At 30.6% G+C, this 19,668-nt stretch carries 17 protein-coding genes; 12 read left to right on the top strand and 5 right to left on the bottom strand.

What is annotated here, in order from left to right; translation table 11 throughout:
- The 3 genes from IAI56_RS16200 to IAI56_RS01825 form a co-directional block, all read left to right on the top strand.
- The coding region (locus IAI56_RS16200; protein WP_244970328.1) for a T9SS type B sorting domain-containing protein at nucleotides 1-2,365 on the top strand (2,365 nt) is incomplete at its 5' end.
- Between the two features lie 51 nt (nucleotides 2,366-2,416).
- The gene (locus IAI56_RS01830) at nucleotides 2,417-3,328 is read left to right on the top strand and encodes a PorP/SprF family type IX secretion system membrane protein (protein WP_187656251.1); all 912 of its coding nucleotides are present in this window, start codon (nucleotides 2,417-2,419) and stop codon (nucleotides 3,326-3,328) included.
- Nucleotides 3,329-3,340: 12 nt separating this feature from the next.
- Nucleotides 3,341-5,293: an OmpA family protein gene (locus IAI56_RS01825; protein WP_187656250.1), complete on the top strand. Its 1,953-nt coding sequence runs from the start codon at nucleotides 3,341-3,343 to the stop codon at nucleotides 5,291-5,293.
- 68 nt (nucleotides 5,294-5,361) lie between these two features.
- Here IAI56_RS01825 and corA read toward each other — a convergent pair whose 3' ends face one another.
- On the bottom strand, nucleotides 5,362-6,432 hold the full coding sequence (gene corA / locus IAI56_RS01820) for a magnesium/cobalt transporter CorA (RefSeq protein ID WP_187656249.1): 1,071 nt from the start codon (nucleotides 6,430-6,432) through the stop codon (nucleotides 5,362-5,364).
- A 68-nt stretch (nucleotides 6,433-6,500) separates the two neighbouring features.
- On the opposite strand from corA, the gene hutI reads away from it, so the two are divergent.
- Nucleotides 6,501-7,739, top strand: coding sequence for an imidazolonepropionase (hutI, locus tag IAI56_RS01815; protein ID WP_187656248.1), 1,239 nt, complete (start codon nucleotides 6,501-6,503; stop codon nucleotides 7,737-7,739).
- A 45-nt stretch (nucleotides 7,740-7,784) separates the two neighbouring features.
- Here hutI and IAI56_RS01810 read toward each other — a convergent pair whose 3' ends face one another.
- On the bottom strand, nucleotides 7,785-8,669 hold the full coding sequence (locus tag IAI56_RS01810; RefSeq protein WP_187656247.1) for a hypothetical protein: 885 nt from the start codon (nucleotides 8,667-8,669) through the stop codon (nucleotides 7,785-7,787).
- A 102-nt stretch (nucleotides 8,670-8,771) separates the two neighbouring features.
- Between IAI56_RS01810 and IAI56_RS01805 the strand changes: the two genes are divergently transcribed.
- Together IAI56_RS01805 and IAI56_RS01800 are read left to right on the top strand one after the other, a co-directional pair.
- Nucleotides 8,772-9,809 carry a formimidoylglutamase gene (locus tag IAI56_RS01805; protein ID WP_187656246.1) on the top strand — a complete coding sequence of 346 codons (1,038 nt, stop codon included), beginning with the start codon at nucleotides 8,772-8,774 and terminating at the stop codon, nucleotides 9,807-9,809.
- Between the two features lie 70 nt (nucleotides 9,810-9,879).
- Nucleotides 9,880-11,133, top strand: a complete 1,254-nt coding sequence (locus IAI56_RS01800) for a DEAD/DEAH box helicase (protein WP_187656245.1) — start codon at nucleotides 9,880-9,882, stop codon at nucleotides 11,131-11,133.
- Between the two features lie 34 nt (nucleotides 11,134-11,167).
- Here the strand turns inward: IAI56_RS01800 and IAI56_RS01795 are convergent, their stop codons facing one another.
- The gene (locus IAI56_RS01795; protein WP_187656244.1) at nucleotides 11,168-11,518 is read right to left on the bottom strand and encodes a hypothetical protein; all 351 of its coding nucleotides are present in this window, start codon (nucleotides 11,516-11,518) and stop codon (nucleotides 11,168-11,170) included.
- Between the two features lie 797 nt (nucleotides 11,519-12,315).
- Here IAI56_RS01795 and IAI56_RS01790 point away from each other — a divergent pair.
- The 6 genes from IAI56_RS01790 (at nucleotide 12,316) to IAI56_RS01765 (ending at nucleotide 17,387) form a co-directional block, all read left to right on the top strand.
- Nucleotides 12,316-12,561: a hypothetical protein gene (locus IAI56_RS01790; RefSeq protein ID WP_187656243.1), complete on the top strand. Its 246-nt coding sequence runs from the start codon at nucleotides 12,316-12,318 to the stop codon at nucleotides 12,559-12,561.
- A gap of 67 nt (nucleotides 12,562-12,628) precedes the next feature.
- Nucleotides 12,629-13,324, top strand: a complete 696-nt coding sequence (locus IAI56_RS01785) for a GLPGLI family protein (RefSeq protein ID WP_187656242.1) — start codon at nucleotides 12,629-12,631, stop codon at nucleotides 13,322-13,324.
- Nucleotides 13,325-13,543 carry a hypothetical protein gene (locus IAI56_RS01780; RefSeq protein WP_187656241.1) on the top strand — a complete coding sequence of 73 codons (219 nt, stop codon included), beginning with the start codon at nucleotides 13,325-13,327 and terminating at the stop codon, nucleotides 13,541-13,543.
- Nucleotides 13,544-13,672: 129 nt separating this feature from the next.
- Entirely contained in the window at nucleotides 13,673-13,915 is a 243-nt protein-coding gene (locus IAI56_RS01775) for a hypothetical protein (RefSeq protein WP_187656240.1), read from the top strand.
- Nucleotides 13,916-13,971: 56 nt separating this feature from the next.
- Nucleotides 13,972-14,709: a GLPGLI family protein gene (locus tag IAI56_RS01770; protein ID WP_187656239.1), complete on the top strand. Its 738-nt coding sequence runs from the start codon at nucleotides 13,972-13,974 to the stop codon at nucleotides 14,707-14,709.
- A gap of 11 nt (nucleotides 14,710-14,720) precedes the next feature.
- Nucleotides 14,721-17,387 carry a TonB-dependent receptor gene (locus IAI56_RS01765; protein WP_317192465.1) on the top strand — a complete coding sequence of 889 codons (2,667 nt, stop codon included), beginning with the start codon at nucleotides 14,721-14,723 and terminating at the stop codon, nucleotides 17,385-17,387.
- A 13-nt stretch (nucleotides 17,388-17,400) separates the two neighbouring features.
- On the opposite strand, the gene IAI56_RS16350 is transcribed toward IAI56_RS01765, so the two are convergent.
- Together IAI56_RS16350 and IAI56_RS16345 are read right to left on the bottom strand one after the other, a co-directional pair.
- Nucleotides 17,401-18,039 (bottom strand): ATP-binding response regulator, encoded by a 639-nt coding sequence (locus IAI56_RS16350; RefSeq protein WP_239107004.1) that lies wholly within the window; start codon nucleotides 18,037-18,039, stop codon nucleotides 17,401-17,403.
- Entirely contained in the window at nucleotides 18,005-19,609 is a 1,605-nt protein-coding gene (locus tag IAI56_RS16345; protein ID WP_239107005.1) for a tetratricopeptide repeat protein, read from the bottom strand. Before IAI56_RS16345 ends, IAI56_RS16350 begins: the two co-directional genes overlap by 35 nt.
- Nucleotides 19,610-19,668: the final 59 nt, after the last annotated feature.

The raw sequence follows: 19,668 nt of genomic DNA, 5'->3' as shown, positions 1-19,668 counted from the left end.
TACTACTTCATGTAGCTGGGTAAACCAAGGTACACAACCGGTACAACCACCAGTTGTAAACTGTTGGGATAACTTCCAGTTCAACACAACAAGCTGTTCATGGGTAAACCAAGGTACACAACCGGTACAACCACCAGTTGTAAACTGCTGGGATAATTTCCAATTCAACACAACGAGCTGTTCATGGGTAAACCAAGGTACACAACCGGTACAACCACCAGCTGTAAACTGTTGGGATAACTTCCAATTCGATACTACTTCATGTAGCTGGGTAAACCTAGGTACACAACCAGTACAACCAGCTTTAATACTTGAAAGAAGTTGCACATTTCAAGATTTAGTAATTAATTTAGATTCTTTATTACCACCAGGAACAACTGGCGGTGTATGGATCAATGTTAACAATGTAGGCGGTTTCACTAATGGCAATTCATTCAATGCTAATGGCATTTCTTTAGGGGTTTATAGGTTCAGTTATTTTATAAACAATCATCTCCCGTGTCCACTTACATACAATCTTGATATGACAGTTGATGATACTTGTGGAATTGGCCCTTGTGGTATAATACCAACACCACCAACTGTAGCTTGTTACCAAACAGCAACTTTCAATACAACAACTTGTGTATGGGATGTTACAGGTACACAACCAGTTCAACCAACATTGGCTTGTTATGAAACAGCTACGTTCAACACGACTTCTTGTCAATGGGATGTAACGGGTACACAACCTGCTCAACCAACATTGGCTTGTTATGAAACAGCTACGTTCAACACGACTTCTTGTCAATGGGATGTAACGGGTACACAACCTGCTCAACCAACATTGGCTTGTTATGAAACAGCTACGTTCAATACGACTTCTTGTCAATGGGATGTAACGGGTACACAACCTACTCAACCAACATTAGCTTGTTACGAAACGGCTACGTTCAATACAACTACTTGTCAATGGGATGTTACAGGTACGCAACCAGTTCAACCAACATTGGCTTGTTATGAAACGGCTACGTTCAATACAACTACTTGTCAATGGGATGTTACAGGTAATCCAATTATAGTTCCAGTTTTAGGAAATGTTACACAACCTAATTGTTCAGAAACTTTGGGTAGTTTTAACATAATTAATTATGATGTAAATAATGTATATTTAGTTTCTCCTTCAAATGGAGTGACAATGAATGGAAGTACAGTAACTGCTCCTGTAGGGACATATACAGTTATTGCCTCATTTAATGGATGTGAGTCGTCAACTTCCACAGAAATAACAATTGCTGTGATACCTGATAATACTCCTCCTGTATTTGATCAAAGTGCTCCAGCTGATATTGAAGTATCATGTAATAATATTCCGCCAATGGATATCTTAACTGCAACTGATAATTGCGGTCCAGTTAGCGTAGTTCCAGATGAAGAAATAATTAATGGTGATTGTCAAGGTAATTATTTGATTGTAAGAACTTGGACAGTAACTGATGGAGTTAATCCACCTGTTGAGTTAACTCAGCTGATTACTGTTGTTGACAATCAAGGACCTCAATTGAATTCAACAGTTGATGCTGTTTTAAATGTTACTTGTGATGAAATTCCTCAACCAATTGAACCATCGTTTATCGACAATTGTTCTGGTGTATTATCAGTTACTTTTAATGAAACACAATCTGATGTTATCAACAACCAATATTCTATAACAAGAACTTGGGTAGCAAAAGATAATTGCGGAAACGATTCTGAAATAATTGAACAAGTAATTAATGTTGAAGTTTCGGCAGAAACAATTGGAACGGAAAATAGAGAAATTTGTAATGCTGCTGAGTTTGATACTATTAATTTATCATTAGTTTTACCAAACGGTACTCCTTCTGGTGGAACATGGATTAATGTTAATAACGCGGGTGGTTTAAATGGAGTAATCTTTAGCGCATTTAATAATGGAAATAAAGTTCCTGTTGGAGATTATACATTTAGTTATGTTTTTGATGATGGTACAGATTGTCCAAGTCAAATTGATGTAATTGTAAATGTTAATGATGATTGTTTACCGTTAGACTGTGAAACAGTTTTTGTACATAATGCGTTTACACCTAATGGAGATGGAGTTAATGAACACTTCCAAATTGATAACATCAACCAAGAATGTCACTTACCAAATAGAGTTGAAATATACAACCGTTGGGGTGTGTTAGTCTATGAAGCTGATAATTATGATAATAATACCAAAAAATTTGTTGGTATTTCTGAAGGAAGAGTAACTGTTGATAAAAATGCTGAGTTACCTACTGGAACTTATTTTTACATTATTCAATATAATGATGGTAATGGAAAAGTAATTTCGGAATCAAAATACTTATATTTAACACGATAAACCTACTAACAACTCGAGGATATCTTATCCTCGAGTTAAAAAAAGAAAAATATGAAAACAAAATTTTTAATTTTCGCTTTGTCGTTAGTGTGTTATACAAGTTTTGCTCAGCAAGACGCACAGTACACCCAATACATGTATAATACAATTAACATCAATCCTGCTTATGCTGGATCTAGAGGAGTAATGAGTATATTTGGACTTCATCGAACCCAATGGGTTGGTCTAGAAGGAGCACCAACAACAAATGCTTTTTCTATTAATACACCAATAAATAATAGTAATATCGGACTAGGTGTTTCTGTTGTTAATGATCGAATAGGTCCAACTTCAGATAATACTATCTCTGCTGATTTATCATATACAATTCAAACTTCAGAAACTTATAAATTATCATTTGGTATAAAAGCATCAGGAAACTTTTTCAATCTAGATGTAAATAAATTAAACCCAGCCGATCCAAACGATGATAATTTACAAGCCTTCAATAATGAATTTTCACCAAATTTTGGAGCTGGAGTTTATTTACACTCTGACAAATTATATTTAGGATTGTCTGTACCAAATTTTATGCAAGATAAAAAATACAATGATAATGAGTATGTAGTATTTCAAGAAAGAATGAATTTTTATATTATTGGAGGATATGTATTTGATGTCTCTCCTACTGTAAAATTTAAACCTGCATTTTTAACAAAAGCTGTACAAGGTTCACCTCTTCAAGTTGACTTATCGGGTAATTTTTTATTCTTTGACAAGTTAATGTTAGGTGCTGCTTACAGATGGGATGCTGCTTTCAGTGGAATGGCTGGTTTCCAAATTTCTGATGGTTTATTCGTTGGTTATGGATATGATCGAGAAACTACAAATCTTAGAAATTTTAATTCAGGTTCACATGAAGTCTTCTTAAGATTTGAATTATTCAGTAAAGTTAATAAAATGGTATCACCTAGATTCTTCTAATACACTACAGTCATGAAAAATAAAATTATATATCTAGTAATCGCTGCAATAACCTCATTAAGCGGTTATTCACAAACTAAAGTCAAAGAATCTAGGGGCAATAAGAACTACGATCAATATGCTTATGTTGATGCTATAAAAACTTATGAGCGTTTATACGAAAAAGGATATAAATCCCCAGACATGCTTTTAAAAATTGGTAATTCATATTATTTTAATGCCGATTTAGAAAAAGCATCTAAATGGTATGATGAGTTATACACTACTAATCCTGAACAAGAAGCTGAGTTTTATTATCGCTTTTCTCAATCTCTTCGAGCAACAAAAAATTACAGTAAAGCAGATGAGATGATGAATAAATTCAATGCTAAAAGTGGTAATGACGCTAGAGCACAGCTTTTTGATAAAAACAGAAACTATCTTGCTGAAATTAAGAAAAATTCTGGAAGATATAAAATTGAAAATGCTGGAATAAACTCAAAATACTCTGATTATGGTCCGTCGTTTATGGACAAAAAAGTAGTATTTAGTTCTGCTAGAGATACCGGAAATTTCTCAAAAAGAATCCATACATGGACTGGGGAATATTTTACTAATTTATACAGTGCTGATTTAGCTGAAGATGGTTCTCTTGGGGAAGTTCAAAAATTTGGTAATAAACTTAATTCTAAATACCATGAAGCAACTCCTGTTTTTAGCAAAGACGGAAAAACAGTTTACTTTACAAGAAATAATTATCTAGACAAAAGAGGTTATGACGCATCAAAAGTAACTTTATTAAAAATTTACAAAGCTACAGTCGATGAAAAAGGAAAATGGATAAATGTAACTCCACTACCATTCAATGGTGATAGCTACCAAACCGCTCATCCTGCTTTAAGTCCTGATGGCAAAACAATGTATTTTGCATCAGACATGCCTGGTACTTTTGGAAAATCAGATATCTATAAAGTAACAATTAATGAAGATGGTAGTTTTGGAACACCAGTGAATTTGGGTAAAACAATTAACACAGAAGGAAGAGAAACATATCCATTTGTCAATAATAAAAATGAACTATTCTTTTCATCAGATGCACATCCTGGACTTGGTGGATTAGATATTTTTGCAACTCAAATTCCTGAAGATGGTATCTTCAAAAAAATTGTAAATATTGGTGAGGAAGCAAATAGCTCTAAAGATGACTTCGCTTATATCATTAACTCAGAAACTAAAAGAGGATTTTTAAGTTCAAACCGTGATGGTGGAGATGGAAATGATGATATCTATAAATTTCTTGAAACTAGAGAATTATTTATTGAGCAAGCAATTTTTGGAATTGTAACTGATGCTGCTTCAAAAGAAGTATTGCCAAATACAAAAATCACTCTACTTGATGAAAAGTTCAATAAAATAGCTGAAACTACTACTGATGAAAAAGGTTATTATGAGTTTTTGAAATTAGAACCTGGGACTAAGTATTATTTAAGAACAGAAAAAACTGAATACGACACAAAAGAAGTACCAGTAATAACAGGAAAAGAAGAAGGAAAAACTGAAGTCAATATAGAAATTGAAAAAACTGTTAAACCTGTACAAGTTGGCGATGACTTAGCAAAAGCTTTTGGAATAAAATTAATCTATTTTGACTTAGATAAATCAAATATTCGTCCTGATGCTGAAATTGAATTAGCCAAAATATTGGATGTTATGGAACAATATCCATCAATGAAAATTGATGTTCGTTCTCATACCGATTGTAGACAAACTGCAAAATACAATATGGCTTTATCAGACAGAAGAGCAAAATCAACAATGGCTTGGCTAGTTAGTAAAGGAATTGATAAATCTAGATTAACAGGAAAAGGTTATGGCGAGTCAAGATTGGTAAACGATTGTGGCTGTGAACCAACAAACGTAACAAACTGTACCGAAGAGCAACATCAAGCTAACAGAAGAAGTGAGTTTATAATTACAGCTCTGTAATTACTATTATATTCAAAAAAAAGCACTCATAATTGAGTGCTTTTTTTGTTATATAAATCATTCTTAAATCAATACCATTTTCTTTTTTTGAAATAAACAATCATCCCAATCAATAAAATGAACATAAATCCAAGAATATAAAAATAACCATATTTCCAATGTAACTCAGGCATATTGTCAAAATTCATTCCATAAACTCCAACAATGAATGTGAGAGGCATAAAGAAAACAGAAACTACTGTTAAAGTTTTCATTACTTCATTCAACTTTTGATTTTGTGAAGAAAAATAAAAATTAGATGCACTGTCAAGCGAAATTAAATCATACTCAATTTGCTCCAATAATTCCAAACATTTTTGATGTAATCGAGAGAAAAAACTATAATTCTCGTGCTCAATAGCATTAAAAACATTATCATCTTTGATACTTTTTATTGAATACAATGAATCACGAAGCGGAATAATTGAACGTTTTAAAAAATTAAAATTGTCCCTATGATGCTCTATTTGCTCTAATACTTGTGGTTTTGTGCTTGACTTTGATAAATTGATTAGTTCTTCCACTCTGTCTTCCTCATTCTCGATTGTTATGTAGAAATTTTCAATTATTGCATCAAGCAATAAATACAAAAGGTAGTCTGCTTTTTTATCTCTAACAATACCTGAGTGTGTTCTAATTCGTTCTCGAATATGCGTAAAAAAATCACTTCTCTTTTCCTGAAAAGAAACTAATACACCATCTTTTAGTAAAAAACTAATTTGCTCAACACCTATATTATCAGTATTTTCAATTGGTAACAACGATTTAATATTAAAAAACAAAACATCATGATATTCATCTAGTTTAGTTCTTTTTGTTGTGTTCAAAATATCACCTAATGTAAATTGATCAATATTAAAATATTCACCTAAAGATTTAATGAGCTCTATATCATTTAATCCATGTATGTTCAACCAATTTACTTTCAAAGTTTCCAAACAATATTGCATTTGTGAAACTTCAAATTCAGCATATTCGGTTAAATCATCGGTATCATAAACAAACAACTGCATTTCTGACTTTACTTGTTTATGAATTCCCGTATATTCCAAAATTGTTGGCTTAACTTTTCTGCCTTTTTTATATTTAATTTTTCTCACGAACTCTAATTTTGTTTAAAATTAAGAATATTTATTTTTTTCAAAGTAATTTTACCAAAAATCATTTTATGCAAACACTTATCATCAACATAAAAGAATTATTGCAAGTTAGAGAAAATAATATTGACAAAGTTTCAGGCGATGAAATGGCTATTTTACCAACACTAAAAAATGCTTTTGTTTTATTGGAAAATGATATGATAAAAGATTTTGGCACAATGGATAACTGTCCAAAAATAAACGCTGATATTACTATTGATGCCTCTGGAAAAATTGTTTTACCATCTTGGTGCGATAGTCATACACACATTGTCTATGCTGGAAATCGGGAACAAGAATTTGTGGACAGAATAAATGGATTATCATACGAAGAAATTGCCAATCGTGGTGGTGGAATTTTAAATTCTGCAAAAAAGCTAAATAAAACTTCTGAAGAAGAAATTTATAACCAATCCAAAAAACGCTTGGAAGAAGTCATTAGTCAAGGAACTGGAGCTGTTGAAATTAAATCGGGCTATGGTTTAACGATAGAAGGCGAACTAAAAATGCTTCGTGTCATCAAAAAATTAGCCCAAAATTATCCAATTACTATAAAATCAACTTTTCTTGGTGCACATGCTTTTCCGAAGGAATATAAAGAAAATCATTCGGGTTACATCGATTTAATCATTGATGAAATGCTTCCAAAAATAGCTGAAGAAAAATTGGCTGATTTTATAGATGCTTTCCTAGAAACAGGATACTTTTCGGTAGAAGAAACCGAAAGAATTATGGAAGCCGGAAAAAAATATGGTTTAATTTCAAAAATTCATGTCAATCAATTTACCGCAATCAACGGAATTGAAGCCTGTGTAAAACATGATGCGCTTTCGGTTGATCATCTTGAAATTGTAACCGATGAAGACATTGAAGCATTGAAAAACAGTAAAACCATTGCTGTTGCTTTACCAAGTTGTTCCTATTTCATCAGCATACCATATACACCAGCAAGAAAAATACTAAATGCAGGATTACCATTGGCTTTAGCATCTGATTTTAACCCTGGAACAACACCATCGGGAAATATGAATTTTGTGGTGGCAACGGCTTGTATTAAAATGAAAATGACACCAGAAGAAGCCATAAATGCGGCTACGATAAACGGAGCTTATGCCATGGATATTTCTAAAACACATGGAAGCATTTCCAAAGGAAAAAAAGCCAATTTGATTATTACAAAACCATTAAATTCATTTTATGAAATACCCTATTGTTTTGGTAGTAATTTAATTGAAAGTGTTATACTAAATGGAAAAGTTATTACATAAAAAAATCCCGACAAGTCGGGATTTTTTTAAATTATTTTTATTTAGTTATCTTAAACTAAAACTACTTTTTGATATCAGTTCTTCTTTGTCAAATACATTTACAAAATAAGTTCCTTTAGCAAAATCTTTTCCTTTAAGTTGCTCTGTTACATCTACTGTTTTATTTTCATATTTAACTGTAGAGGTGAAACTATAGGTTAAAGATGTGTCTCCAAAAGTAATTGTTGCTTTATCACCCAAAACATTATTTTTAGCGTCTATAACCTGAACATAATAAACTTTATCGCCAGATTTAGCAATTTTATTTTCGGCTATTGTAAATTTTATTTGTAAAACATCTGCTCTACTTGCTTTATCGGTTTCTATTTGTTTTCCTGAACTTCTTAGTTTGTAGGCCGCAGTTTTTAAATTAGTTATACTAAGCTTTTGACCTTTTTCAACAGTTTTAGCTAATTCTTCATTTTGACCAACTAATACCTGATTGTATTTTTTTGAGTCTTCCAAAACTACTTTAGTGCTGTCCAAATTAGTTGTTAATTCTTGATTTTTAACTTTTAGAACAGCAACTTCTTCCATTAAGTTTTTCATTTTTACCTCAAGAGCATTGTACTGTTGTTTAAACCTTGACAATGAAGCTACATCTCCTTTAGATTTTTTTAATTCTTCCATCAATTTGACAACTTTATCTCGCTCTTCAATTAATTCATCAGACATAGAAGTGTTTTCAGCAATAGCTTGGTCATATGAAGATTTTAATGCTGCTAAATCTTTTAAAACAGCCTCTTTATCAGACTTAGTTGTTGTAACAACGGTTTGCAATTCTTTAGCATCAGATGTTAACTTAAAGATATAAATCAAACTACCAATCAATAAAACTGCTAATATTGCAATAATTGATTTCAATTTTGAGTTACTGTTTTGATTCTCCATAATTTTTAATTTAAATTAGATAAACAAATGTAATAATATTTAATATACTAACGCAGGATAGATAATTATATTATATTTTTGGGAAAAATTTAACGTCTAAAAATGGATAATTTAATTCCTTTTTCAATTTCCGATTTGGCAAAAGTTACTAATCACAGAAGTGGTGAAGTAAAATTTGGAGAAAAAATGCTTACCGTTCCAAAAGGCGAAAATTGCATTGAGTTTTTAAAAAAATGCGAGGCAAAATATGTACTTATTGGAATTCCTGAAGATGTTGGCGTTAGAGCAAATTATGGTCGTCCAGGAGCAGCATCGGCTTGGGAAAGCACTATAAAAAGCATTGCAAATATTCAGCACAATCGCTTTTGTAAAGGAAGTCAAATTATAGTTCTTGGCACTTTGGACTTTAAAAATCAAATGGATGAAGCTAAAAATTTAGATTTCAATGCTACCAATGACCGAAAAAAACTAAGCGAATTAGTCAATCAAATCGATAAAGAAGTCGTTCATACCATTACTTCTATCGTAAAAACAGGAAAAATTCCAATCATTATTGGCGGCGGACACAACAATGCCTACGGAAATATAAAAGGAACAGCACTTGCTCATGGAAAACCTATCAATGCCGTGAATTTTGATGCTCATTCCGATTTTAGAATTTTGGAAGGAAGACACAGCGGAAACGGATTTTCGTATGCATTTGAAGAAGGTTTTTTGAAAAAATATTTCATTTTTGGTTTACACGAAAATTATACGTCAAAAAATGTTCTTGATATTCTTAAGAAAATGGAAGATCGAGTTACATACAATACGTATGACGAAATTAAAGTTCGCCAACAAAAAAACTTCCAACAAGAACTCAACACGGCTTTAGATTTTATTAAAAACGACGCTTTTGGTATTGAAATCGATTTAGATTCATTGCCAAATATTGCCAGTAGCGCAATGACTTTAAGCGGATTTTCTATTGAAGAAGTACGCCAGTTTGTTTACTTTTTTGGCAAACATAAAAATGCAAGTTATCTTCATATATGTGAAGGCGCGCCAGAACTTGGTGAAGAAAAAAACAATCATCTTATTGGAAAACTGATTGGTTATCTTGTGACGGATTTTATCAAATCTAGAAAAGACATTATTTAATCTGCTGAAATCTATTCATTTTAAAAAACCTATCTTTGCCCCAACTTACAAAAAATAGTAAGTAATATTTATGTTATTCGAAGATTTATCATTGTCCAAAAGTATTCAAAGAGCCGTTTTTGAAGAAGGATATACTAGCCCAACACCAATTCAAGAAAAAGCTATTCCATTTATTTTAGCTGGAAAAGACTTGGTTGGTTGCGCACAAACTGGAACCGGAAAAACGGCAGCCTTTGCCATTCCTATTATTCACAACCTTCACCGAATGGTGGGTTCATCAAAAAAAACTAAAGAAATTCGTTGTCTAGTAGTAACACCAACTCGCGAACTTGCAGTTCAAATTGGTGAAAGCTTCGATACGTATGGAAAATATACTAATTTGAGACAACTAACCATTTTTGGTGGCGTTTCTCAAGTGCCGCAAGTTGACCAACTAAAAAAAGGTGTTGATATTTTAATTGCAACACCAGGAAGATTATTGGATTTGCACAAACAAGGCTTTGTTAATTTTGATAGCCTTCACTACTTAGTTTTAGACGAATCGGATTTGATGCTCGACATGGGTTTTATCAATGATGTTAGAAAAATCGTCAAATTGGTTCCAACTAATAGACAAACACTTTTGTTTTCGGCAACAATGCCAATGGCAATTCGTGAATTGGCTGATAGTTTTTTAACAAAACCCGAATATGTTTCGGTTACGCCAGTTTCTTCTACCGCCGAAATCATTCAACAGCAAGTTTATTTTGTTGACAAATCAGATAAACGCGGTTTGTTATATCATTTGATTAGAAATGAAAATCTGAGTAATGTTTTGGTTTTTGTTAGAACCAAACACGGTGCTGATAACGTAGTTAAAGCTTTGAAAAAGCAAGGTGTAAATGCCGAAGCTATTCATGGCGATAAATCGCAAACGGCGCGTCAACGAGTTTTAGACAGTTTTAAAAATAAAGAAATTACCGTTTTAGTTGCTACCGATATTGCCGCTCGAGGCATTGACATCGAAAGTTTACCTTACGTTATCAATTTTGATTTGCCTAATATTCCAGAAACCTATGTTCACCGAATAGGAAGAACTGGTCGAGCTGGAAACGGTGGAATATCAATTTCATTCTGCGGAAAAGACGAAGAAGTTTACTGGAAAGACATTCAAAAACTGATTAAAGTAAACGTAAAAACGATAAAAGATCATCCGTTTCCTTGGAAAGAGACTGTTCCAAATCCAGATGCAAAACCTGATTTGAGAAACAAAAAGAAACAAAACGGAAAGAACAACTCAAGAAAATCGGAAGCTTCAAAGAAAAACAAAAAACGCTGGTATTAATCAGCGTTTTCTTTTTTAATCTTAACAATACGTTTTAAATATTTTTGTTTTTTGCATTTTTACGTTCACTTTTTCTTACACCTCCAGCCATTTCATACTCTGAACTATTTTTTCCATATTTAGTTGCAACTCCAGTAAGAATTCTTTCGTTCCAATCTTTTAACACATCTATTTGAGCAATACAATCATTATACAAACCATCAATAGTACTTAATGCAGTATTGTATACCTGCAATTTTGTTTCTAATGAAGTAACCTCAGCTTCATATTTTGGAACTTCAATTCCGTTACCTAAATCCAAAAGTGGATCAATACTTTTTACTGCCGCTAATCTTTTCTTACCTTTTTCAAGGTCTAACACTCTTCCTAATTTTCTACGTGCCATGATTTCTAATTTTTTACTAGTTAAACATTATTTTAATTAGTAAAAAATTTACAAATCATATACCAAAAGAAACAAAAATTAAAAATTTATCAAATATTTAACACTTAAAAACAATATTTAATAAAACATAAAAACAACTTAAATGATTATTAAAAACACTTAAACGAAAATAATAAATGAATAAACTATTTTAAATTTATAATAAGCAATTATAAATTTTGTTAAAGCAAAACTAAAAAAGGTATAAGCAAATACTATAATTGAGAAAGTATATTTTAGTTTGCATTAAGCAATTATAGATTATGTTAAAATAAAACTAAAAACACTATAAGAATAATCTATAATTGAGAAAGTATATTTTAGTTAACAAAAAAACAATTATTGTTTTTTATCAAGCAATTCTTTGAGCTGTTTAATCATTTCTATTTGATTTGAAATAATAGTTTCTTTATCTTTAATACGCAATTCATACTGTTCAATAAGTTTTTCAGATTGATGAATATTTTGAGTTTCTGCAAAATAACCTGTGGCTTTTGCTTTTTATTACTCTTTTACTCATTTTCCTTCTCTCAAACCCACACTATTACCGGTGTAGTTTCGGATAGTATCAATAATCCAACAGAAAGAATAACTCTTCTTATGCTTGTACAACATAAAACTAATTCTACACTAAGGTAGAGCTTGTTAAATTATTGTTAAAAATATATAAAAATTTTGAAAAGCTATTTTTTTTTTTTTTTTTCACTTTTACAATGGTTAACCAAACAAATATTTTTAACTTTAAATTTTAAAACAAAATGAAAAAATTATTTTTTAGTGCTGTAGCACTAGTAGCTTTTAGCAGTGTTTCGATGGCGAATACTATTGAGATTGATGAGAAAAAAGTAATGGATGATCCAAAAACTGATTTTTGCTCTAATGTTGCAGCTGATGTTATGATTTCTGTGGATCCAGGATGTAATCTTCCAGATGCTACTTATAATGCTATGTACCAAGATGCATTAAATCTATGTTTAAAGAATACAACTCTAATAAAACATTAATATTATTCTTACTGTCCAAAGAAAAGATATAAATATTTTTTTGGACAGTATTTTTATTTATAAAAACATGAAGTTTAAAATTTTAACATTCATATTACTTGTAAATGTAGCTTATTTAAGTGGGCAGAAATCAGGTAATGTAACATACATTATAAAACCAATTGCTTTCGAAGTTAAAGAAGATGCTAAGCAAAAAGAAATAGTTAATGAAATTATAAAAAATGCTGAAAAACAAAAATTCATTTTAGAGTTTAATTCACATCAATCTGCATTCTATTATATGGAAGATTTAAGTAATCAAGAATTAAAAGAAGATCTAATCTACCAATTGGCAGCAAAGAGGTTTACAAGTGATTTTCATTACTATCTAAACAGTAATGAAAATAAAGAATTTTTTCTAAAAAATGATGGTTATACTATCGAAAACACTTATTTAAAAAAGGATTGGAAAATCACAACCGAAACAAAGACAATCGACAATTATCTTTGCTACAAAGCAATATATGAGTATGACTATTTAGCAAGAGATAAAAAAATAAAAACAAGAATAATTACAGCTTGGTTTGCACCAAATTTACCATTTTCTTATGGTCCAAAAAATTATAATGGATTACCTGGTTTGATATTAGAACTGCAAGATTGGGATACAACCTTTCTAGCAACCAAAATTGAACTTTTTGATAAAGAGATAAAAATAGATTTCCCAAAAGGAAAAACAATAACTCAAGAAGAATATGAACGTAAAGTATTGTCAGGAAATTAAATGCAAAAAATACTTCTATTTCTTCTTTTCTCTACATTTTCCTTCTCTCAAACCCACACTATTACTGGTGTGGTTTCTGATTCTTTAAACAATCCGTTAGAAAGTGCCAATATTATTGCTTTGCCTAAGAGCGAAAATGCACAATTAAAATTTGCTATTGCTGATAACAAAGAAAAATATCGGTTGAAATTAGTATTTATTATTTTGTTTAAACATTAAACCAATCACTATTATTCTCGTTAAATTTATGTTAATAATTTCTAAAAATGTGAAAAAATCTTTTTTTTTTTTTTTCAATTTTACATTGGTTAACCAAGAAATTATTTATAAATTTAAAAATTAGAAAAAATGAAAAAATTATTTTTTAGTGCAGTAGCACTAGTAGCGTTTAGTAGTGTTAGTATTGCAAATACTATTGACCTAGAAGAAATTGAAGTAACACCAACGTGTGCAACTCAAGCTGCAATGGATACGGATAACTACGAACAAGCTTATGGGTGCTTGTCATCTGAGGTAAGAGCGTTTATCTATCAAGCTTACTTAAACTATTGCAGATCATTAACTAAAACAGTTCGCTTAATTGAAGGATAAAAGAACAACCATCAACAATCAATAATTGATTGCTGATGGTTTAATATTTTAAAATTATGAATAAAATAATCATTTCATTTTTGACTTTTATGAGCCTCAATTCATTTGCTCAACAAAAAAATGAAAGCAAAAATGATATTTTTAAAGTAATATATAAATCTAGTTTATATAAGGATTCCGAGAGCGTAAAAGACTCTAAATTAAGAGATAAAATTACTCAATATCAAGAGTCATTTGAATTTGAGTTGTTTTTTGATAAAACCAAAAGTATTTACAGACTAGTTGACAATATTAATCTTGATGACCAAAGTATAGAATACCAAATAACCCGAGGACTTTCAAATGAATTATATTATAAAGATTTACTAAAAAAGGAGAAGATTAAACAAACCACTTCTTTGGATGAATTATTTAATGTTGTAAAATCATTTGAGCAATACAAATGGGTTGTTAGTAGTGAAACAAAAGTTATTGACGGATATACTTGTTACAAAGCTACTTGCCATTATGAAGAATATGACGATAATAGGAAAATGAGTTTAAGTTTTAATCCTGTAGTTTGGTTTGCTCCATCATTACCTTATAGTTTTGGACCTATGGGTCTTGACGGATTACCAGGTTTAGTGCTTGAGGGGACTTTTAATGGTAGAGTTTATTTTTATGCAACGAGTATTGACTTAAATGATAAAACTTTAACGAAAATAGAAAGACCAGTACATGGTAAATATGTTACTGAAGAAGATTTCAGAAAAGTACTCGCAGAAAATTATAAAAAAATGAATGAAATGAGATAAAAATTACTGTAGTGATTAAATTATATTTCTTCCTTCTCATTTCTACTCTTTCCTTCTCCCAAACCCACACTATCACTGGTGTGGTTTCTGATTCTTTAAACAATCCTTTAGAAAGTGCTAATATCATTGCCTTGCCCAAGAGCGAAAATGCACAACTCAAATTTGCTATTGCTGATAACAAAGGTCGATACAAGTTAGAGTTAGAGAAAAACGTGAAGTATGAAGTAACGGCTTCTTATATTGGCTTTAATGAGCAAGTGTTACTTATTGAGCCAAATTCTACAGTTTTAACCCATAATTTCAAACTAAAAGCAACAGGTCAACAACTCAAAGAAATCATAATCAAGCACGAGTATAAACCAATCATTATTAAAAAAGATACGCTTACCTATGACGTAAAATCATTTGCTAACGGTAACGAAAGGAAGATGAAAGAAGTACTTGAAAAGCTTCCTGGAGTTGAAGTAGATAAAAAAGGAAATGTTACCGTTCAAGGAAAAAAAGTAACTAAAATGCTTGTGGAAGGTAAATCATTCTTTGGTGGCGGAAGCAAGCTTGCCGTAGAAAATATTCCTGCTGATGCGCTAGACAAAATAGAAGTCATTGATCATTTTAACGAAGTAGGTTTTATGAAACAAGTGTCCGACAGTGAAGACCTTGCGATGAACGTAAAACTAAAAGAAGACAAAAAGAAATTCATCTTTGGCGATATTGAAGCTGGCGTTGGCGTGGCAAACGATACTGGTTATCATTTGCTACATTCAGGTTTGTTTTATTATTCGCCAAAAACCAATCTGAGTTTCATTGGCGATAGCAACAACATTGGTCGAAGCACATTCACGTTTGAAGATTTAATGCGTTTTGATGGTGGTGTGAGTAGTTTTCTTTCGGGTAGAAAATCGTTTACTAATTTGTATTCGTTTACTAATGACAATACCGATGTAGTGGAAAACAAATCTCAGTTTGGCGCACTCAATTTTAGTATTGATGCTTCGCCCAAGTTAGCCATTTCGGGTTATTCTATTTTTTCTAAAGTGTTTATGGCATCCAAATCAGAAAGCAACAATGAATACCTTCAAAATAGTACAGTTGCTTTTGAAAATCAAACTCAAAACAATGATAATCGTTCGGTTTTAGGAATTGGTAATGTCAAGTTAGATTACAATCCTAACAAAAAAGAAAAATGGTACTACAACGCCCAATATCAATCGAGTACCAATGATATGGACAACGTGATTAACTCGATTACCAATATTAACTCGAATACTTTTGAGACAATTAGTAAAGCCGACAACGTTTCTATAAAACAATATGTCGAATGGCACAAACAATACAAAAACAGTAATCATACCACAACATTTGTAGTCAATCAAGCGTATGAAAACAATAGACCTTCAAAACTTTGGTTGACTGATCAACCGTTTTTAGCAGGATTAATTCCGTTGCAAAGCGATACTGATTATACCATAGAACAAATCAAAAAAGTAAAAAACAACAGCGTTGATGCGTTATTTAAACATTATTGGATTATCAATAATTTTAATCATATGTATTCGGTTATTGGAAATAATTATGGCTATTCTAATTTGTTAACCTCAGAAAAACAATTATTAACCGATGGTACAATTAATGATTTTGCTTCCGCAGGATTTGGAAACAATAGCATTTATAATTTAAATGATGCTTATGTTGGTGTAGAATACAAATTCAAAATTGGTAAATGGACGAACAAACCGGGTTTGTACTTACATCAATATGATCTAAAAACCAATCAGTTGGATGGTAATTATTCGTTGTCAAAAACACTTTTGCAACCTCAATGGAATAGTGATTTTGAATTCAATAAATCGGAAAATCTAAATTTTACCTATCGATTAGTAAATGACTTTCCCGAAGTTAGTCAATTGGCAAATAGATTTAGTTTACAAAGTTACAACTCGGTTTTCAAAGGAAATGCACTTTTAGAAAACGAAAGATACCATTCGGCAAGCTTGCGTTATTCCAAAATGAATATGTATCGTGGCATAATAGTTACTGCCAACGCAAGTATGAACAAGAAAGTAAAAACTACTAGAAACGTCATAGAACTTGACGGAATTAATCAATTCAACACACCAATACTAACAGATAATCCAGAAACAAATTATCGTTTTTTTGGTTCCATAAGTAAAAAAATATACCGATTTTCATTAAAATTTGATAGTAATTTGAGCTGGTTCAATTACATTCAAGAATTAAACTCCGTGACAACAACCAACAATAGAAACAGTCAAGATTTAGGAATTTCAATAAAAACCGCTTACAAAAAATGGCCCGATTTTAGTATTGGTTACACCAAAGGTTTTAGTCAATTTTCGGGTTTAACCAAATCCAACTTTGAAACAGAAGGCATCAATGCCGATTTTGAAATCAGTATCTTAAAAAATTGGATTTATAAAATAGATTATTACAATCTAAAAAATTCAGACAACAGCAACCAAAGTAACTTTTTTGAAGTGGCTAATACTTCGTTACGATATCAAAAAAAGAACAGTCCTTTTGGTTTTGAATTATCCATCAATAATTTATTTGATATAAAAGCCAAGAACGATTTTTCATTCTCCGATTTTGTAATTAGTCAGCGAAGCACCTTTGTTTTACCGCGAATAGCTTTGTTTTCTATTAGTTATAAACTATAAAAAAACGCTGGTATTAATCAGCGTTTTCTTTTTTAATAATTTGATTAGAAATTATTTGATACAGTTTTGTTGGCTCAAATGGTTTTATTAAAATATCGTTCATTCCAGCAGCAATTGCTTCTTCAGAAACTTCTTGTTTATCAAATGCCGTTAAAGCTATTACAGGTATTTGAATTCCTTTTTCTCTAATTTTTCTAGTAGTATCAAAACCATTAATCAAAGGCATATTAATATCCATCAAAATTAAATCAAAATGTTCTCTTTCTAAGGCAACCAAAGCGGCATAGCCATCATCAACAATCGTACAATTCAAATTGCTATTTTGAATTATCTTTTTGGTTACCATTTGATTGATTTTATTATCCTCAACAACTAATATGTTGTAAACATAGTTTGAAGATAAATCAACTTCTATATTATTAATTATCTCTCTGGATTTTTCTTCATTAAATTCAAAACCGATAGTAAAACTAAATGTTGTTCCTACATTTTCTTGGCTTTCTAAATGAATCTCACTTTTGAATAGTTCTATCAAACTAGTAACGATTGATAGTCCGAGTCCTGTACCTTGATAGTCTTCTTCTCGTCTTTCAATTTGAACAAATTTGTCAAAAATTTTACCTTGATGTTCTTTTGGAATACCTATACCCATTGTCTTTTACCTTAAATTCAATGTTGTAAATTGTATCGCTAACATTTTTCAAATCGGCCGAAATAATTACTTCGCCATTTTTAGTAAATTTTAATGCGTTACTAACCAAATTCATAATAATTTGAGACAATCTTAGTTTATCTCCAATTAAAAATTCAGGAATTTCAGTATCGATTTCAACGATAAGTTTGTTATTATTTTTATCCGCAATATATTCAACTGAATTACAAATAGTATTGATTTCATCAGATAGGTTAAAAATCAAACTTTCCAGAACGATTTTCTTTTCTTCGATTTTATTAATCTGAAGAATATCGTTTACTAATGATAATAAATATTTAGCAGAAAATTTTAGTGATTTTAGATGCGGACTGTTATTTAATTCTTTGTGTTCGTCCAAAATAATATTGGTAATTCCAATTACACCATATAAAGGAGTTCGCAATTCGTGGGTAATTGTAGAAACAAATTGCGATTTTAGTAACGAAGCTTCTTCTGCTTTTTCTTTGGCTATTTTTAATTCCTCGTAGGCTTTTTTTAATTCCTCGTTGGCTTGTTCTCTAAATTTAATGTTTTTATATAATGTTAATAACAATAGTAATAATATTATAATTCCTATGATAAAAAGGATTACCACTAATTTAGAGTCTCGAGCTACTTTTTGGTTTTTAAAATTTTCTTGTTCTATTCTTTCTAATTGAATTTTATGCTCATCTAATTCAATTTGCAACACTCCTTTTTTCAGGCTATCAACTTTCTCTTCAGAAAAAATAATGTTATTTATTGAATCGATCTTTGCTTGATAAATATCCTTCTTTACTAATTCATTTTTTTGTTTATAATGCTTAGACAAATTTTCATAAACATTAACCAAATAAGAAATGTAGTTATTTTTTTTAGCCAAATTCATTGCTTTAAAATAATTACTTTCAGCTAAATCATTTTCTTTTTTAGAAGAAGCTTGAAGTCCTAATAAGATATACAATGAGATTTTAGCATCATCACTTCCTTTTCTTAAAATAGTATTTTTAATTGGACTTATTTGTTTTTCACCTTGAACTATACTATCTATGGAAAAATAAGCACTCGCAAGATTTAATTTAGTATAAATTATTTGAGAAGAATCTTTTACTTTTTCTGCAAATCTCAAAGCCTTTTTATAATAGCCAATTCCTTTTTTTACATCTATCTCGTTGAAATAATAAACGCTTCCTAAATTACTATAAATCCAGTTATTTAGTGTATCGTTTTTTACTTCTGATGCATATCGTAAGGCTTTATGATAAAACTCAATTGCTTTTTGTGTCTCTTGACATTCATCATAAATCACTCCTATAGTATTATATGATTGTGCAATTAAAAGATTATCATTAATAGCAAAAGAATTGATTAAAGCATATTTTGAGTACTCAAGTGCTTTTGTATAATCTGTGTTATTAAATTCAATTACAGATTTTTGTATATCCTTTTTAATTTGATTCTTTTCATTTTTAAAATCACTTTGGGCAAAAGTGGTATAAAAAGACTGTAATAAAAAAACTAAAAAGAATATATTTTTAAAATTATTCATTGGCTAGACTAAAAGACAAATATATATACTTTACAAAAAAAAATCCCGATAAAATCAGG

The sequence above is a fragment of the Flavobacterium macrobrachii genome (assembly GCF_014486675.1).
Classification (GTDB): Bacteria; Bacteroidota; Bacteroidia; order Flavobacteriales; family Flavobacteriaceae; genus Flavobacterium; species Flavobacterium macrobrachii.
The sequence above is the reverse complement of the archived record's forward strand: the minus strand, read 5'-3'. Positions and strand labels throughout refer to the sequence as shown.

Excerpts from the sequence above, each read along its gene's own strand:
- IAI56_RS01830 (WP_187656251.1), top strand. The coding sequence starts at position 2,417 with ATGAAAACAAAATTTTTAATTTTCGCTTTGTCGTTAGTGTGTTATACA.
- IAI56_RS01825 (WP_187656250.1), top strand. The coding sequence starts at position 3,341 with ATGAAAAATAAAATTATATATCTAGTAATCGCTGCAATAACCTCATTA.
- hutI (WP_187656248.1), top strand. The coding sequence starts at position 6,501 with ATGCAAACACTTATCATCAACATAAAAGAATTATTGCAAGTTAGAGAA.
- IAI56_RS01810 (WP_187656247.1), bottom strand. The coding sequence starts at position 8,669 with ATGGAGAATCAAAACAGTAACTCAAAATTGAAATCAATTATTGCAATA.
- IAI56_RS01805 (WP_187656246.1), top strand. The coding sequence starts at position 8,772 with ATGGATAATTTAATTCCTTTTTCAATTTCCGATTTGGCAAAAGTTACT.
- IAI56_RS01800 (WP_187656245.1), top strand. The coding sequence starts at position 9,880 with ATGTTATTCGAAGATTTATCATTGTCCAAAAGTATTCAAAGAGCCGTT.
- IAI56_RS01795 (WP_187656244.1), bottom strand. The coding sequence starts at position 11,518 with ATGGCACGTAGAAAATTAGGAAGAGTGTTAGACCTTGAAAAAGGTAAG.
- IAI56_RS01790 (WP_187656243.1), top strand. The coding sequence starts at position 12,316 with ATGAAAAAATTATTTTTTAGTGCTGTAGCACTAGTAGCTTTTAGCAGT.
- IAI56_RS01785 (WP_187656242.1), top strand. The coding sequence starts at position 12,629 with ATGAAGTTTAAAATTTTAACATTCATATTACTTGTAAATGTAGCTTAT.
- IAI56_RS01780 (WP_187656241.1), top strand. The coding sequence starts at position 13,325 with ATGCAAAAAATACTTCTATTTCTTCTTTTCTCTACATTTTCCTTCTCT.
- IAI56_RS01775 (WP_187656240.1), top strand. The coding sequence starts at position 13,673 with ATGAAAAAATTATTTTTTAGTGCAGTAGCACTAGTAGCGTTTAGTAGT.
- IAI56_RS01770 (WP_187656239.1), top strand. The coding sequence starts at position 13,972 with ATGAATAAAATAATCATTTCATTTTTGACTTTTATGAGCCTCAATTCA.
- IAI56_RS16350 (WP_239107004.1), bottom strand. The coding sequence starts at position 18,039 with ATGGGTATAGGTATTCCAAAAGAACATCAAGGTAAAATTTTTGACAAA.
- IAI56_RS16345 (WP_239107005.1), bottom strand. The coding sequence starts at position 19,609 with ATGAATAATTTTAAAAATATATTCTTTTTAGTTTTTTTATTACAGTCT.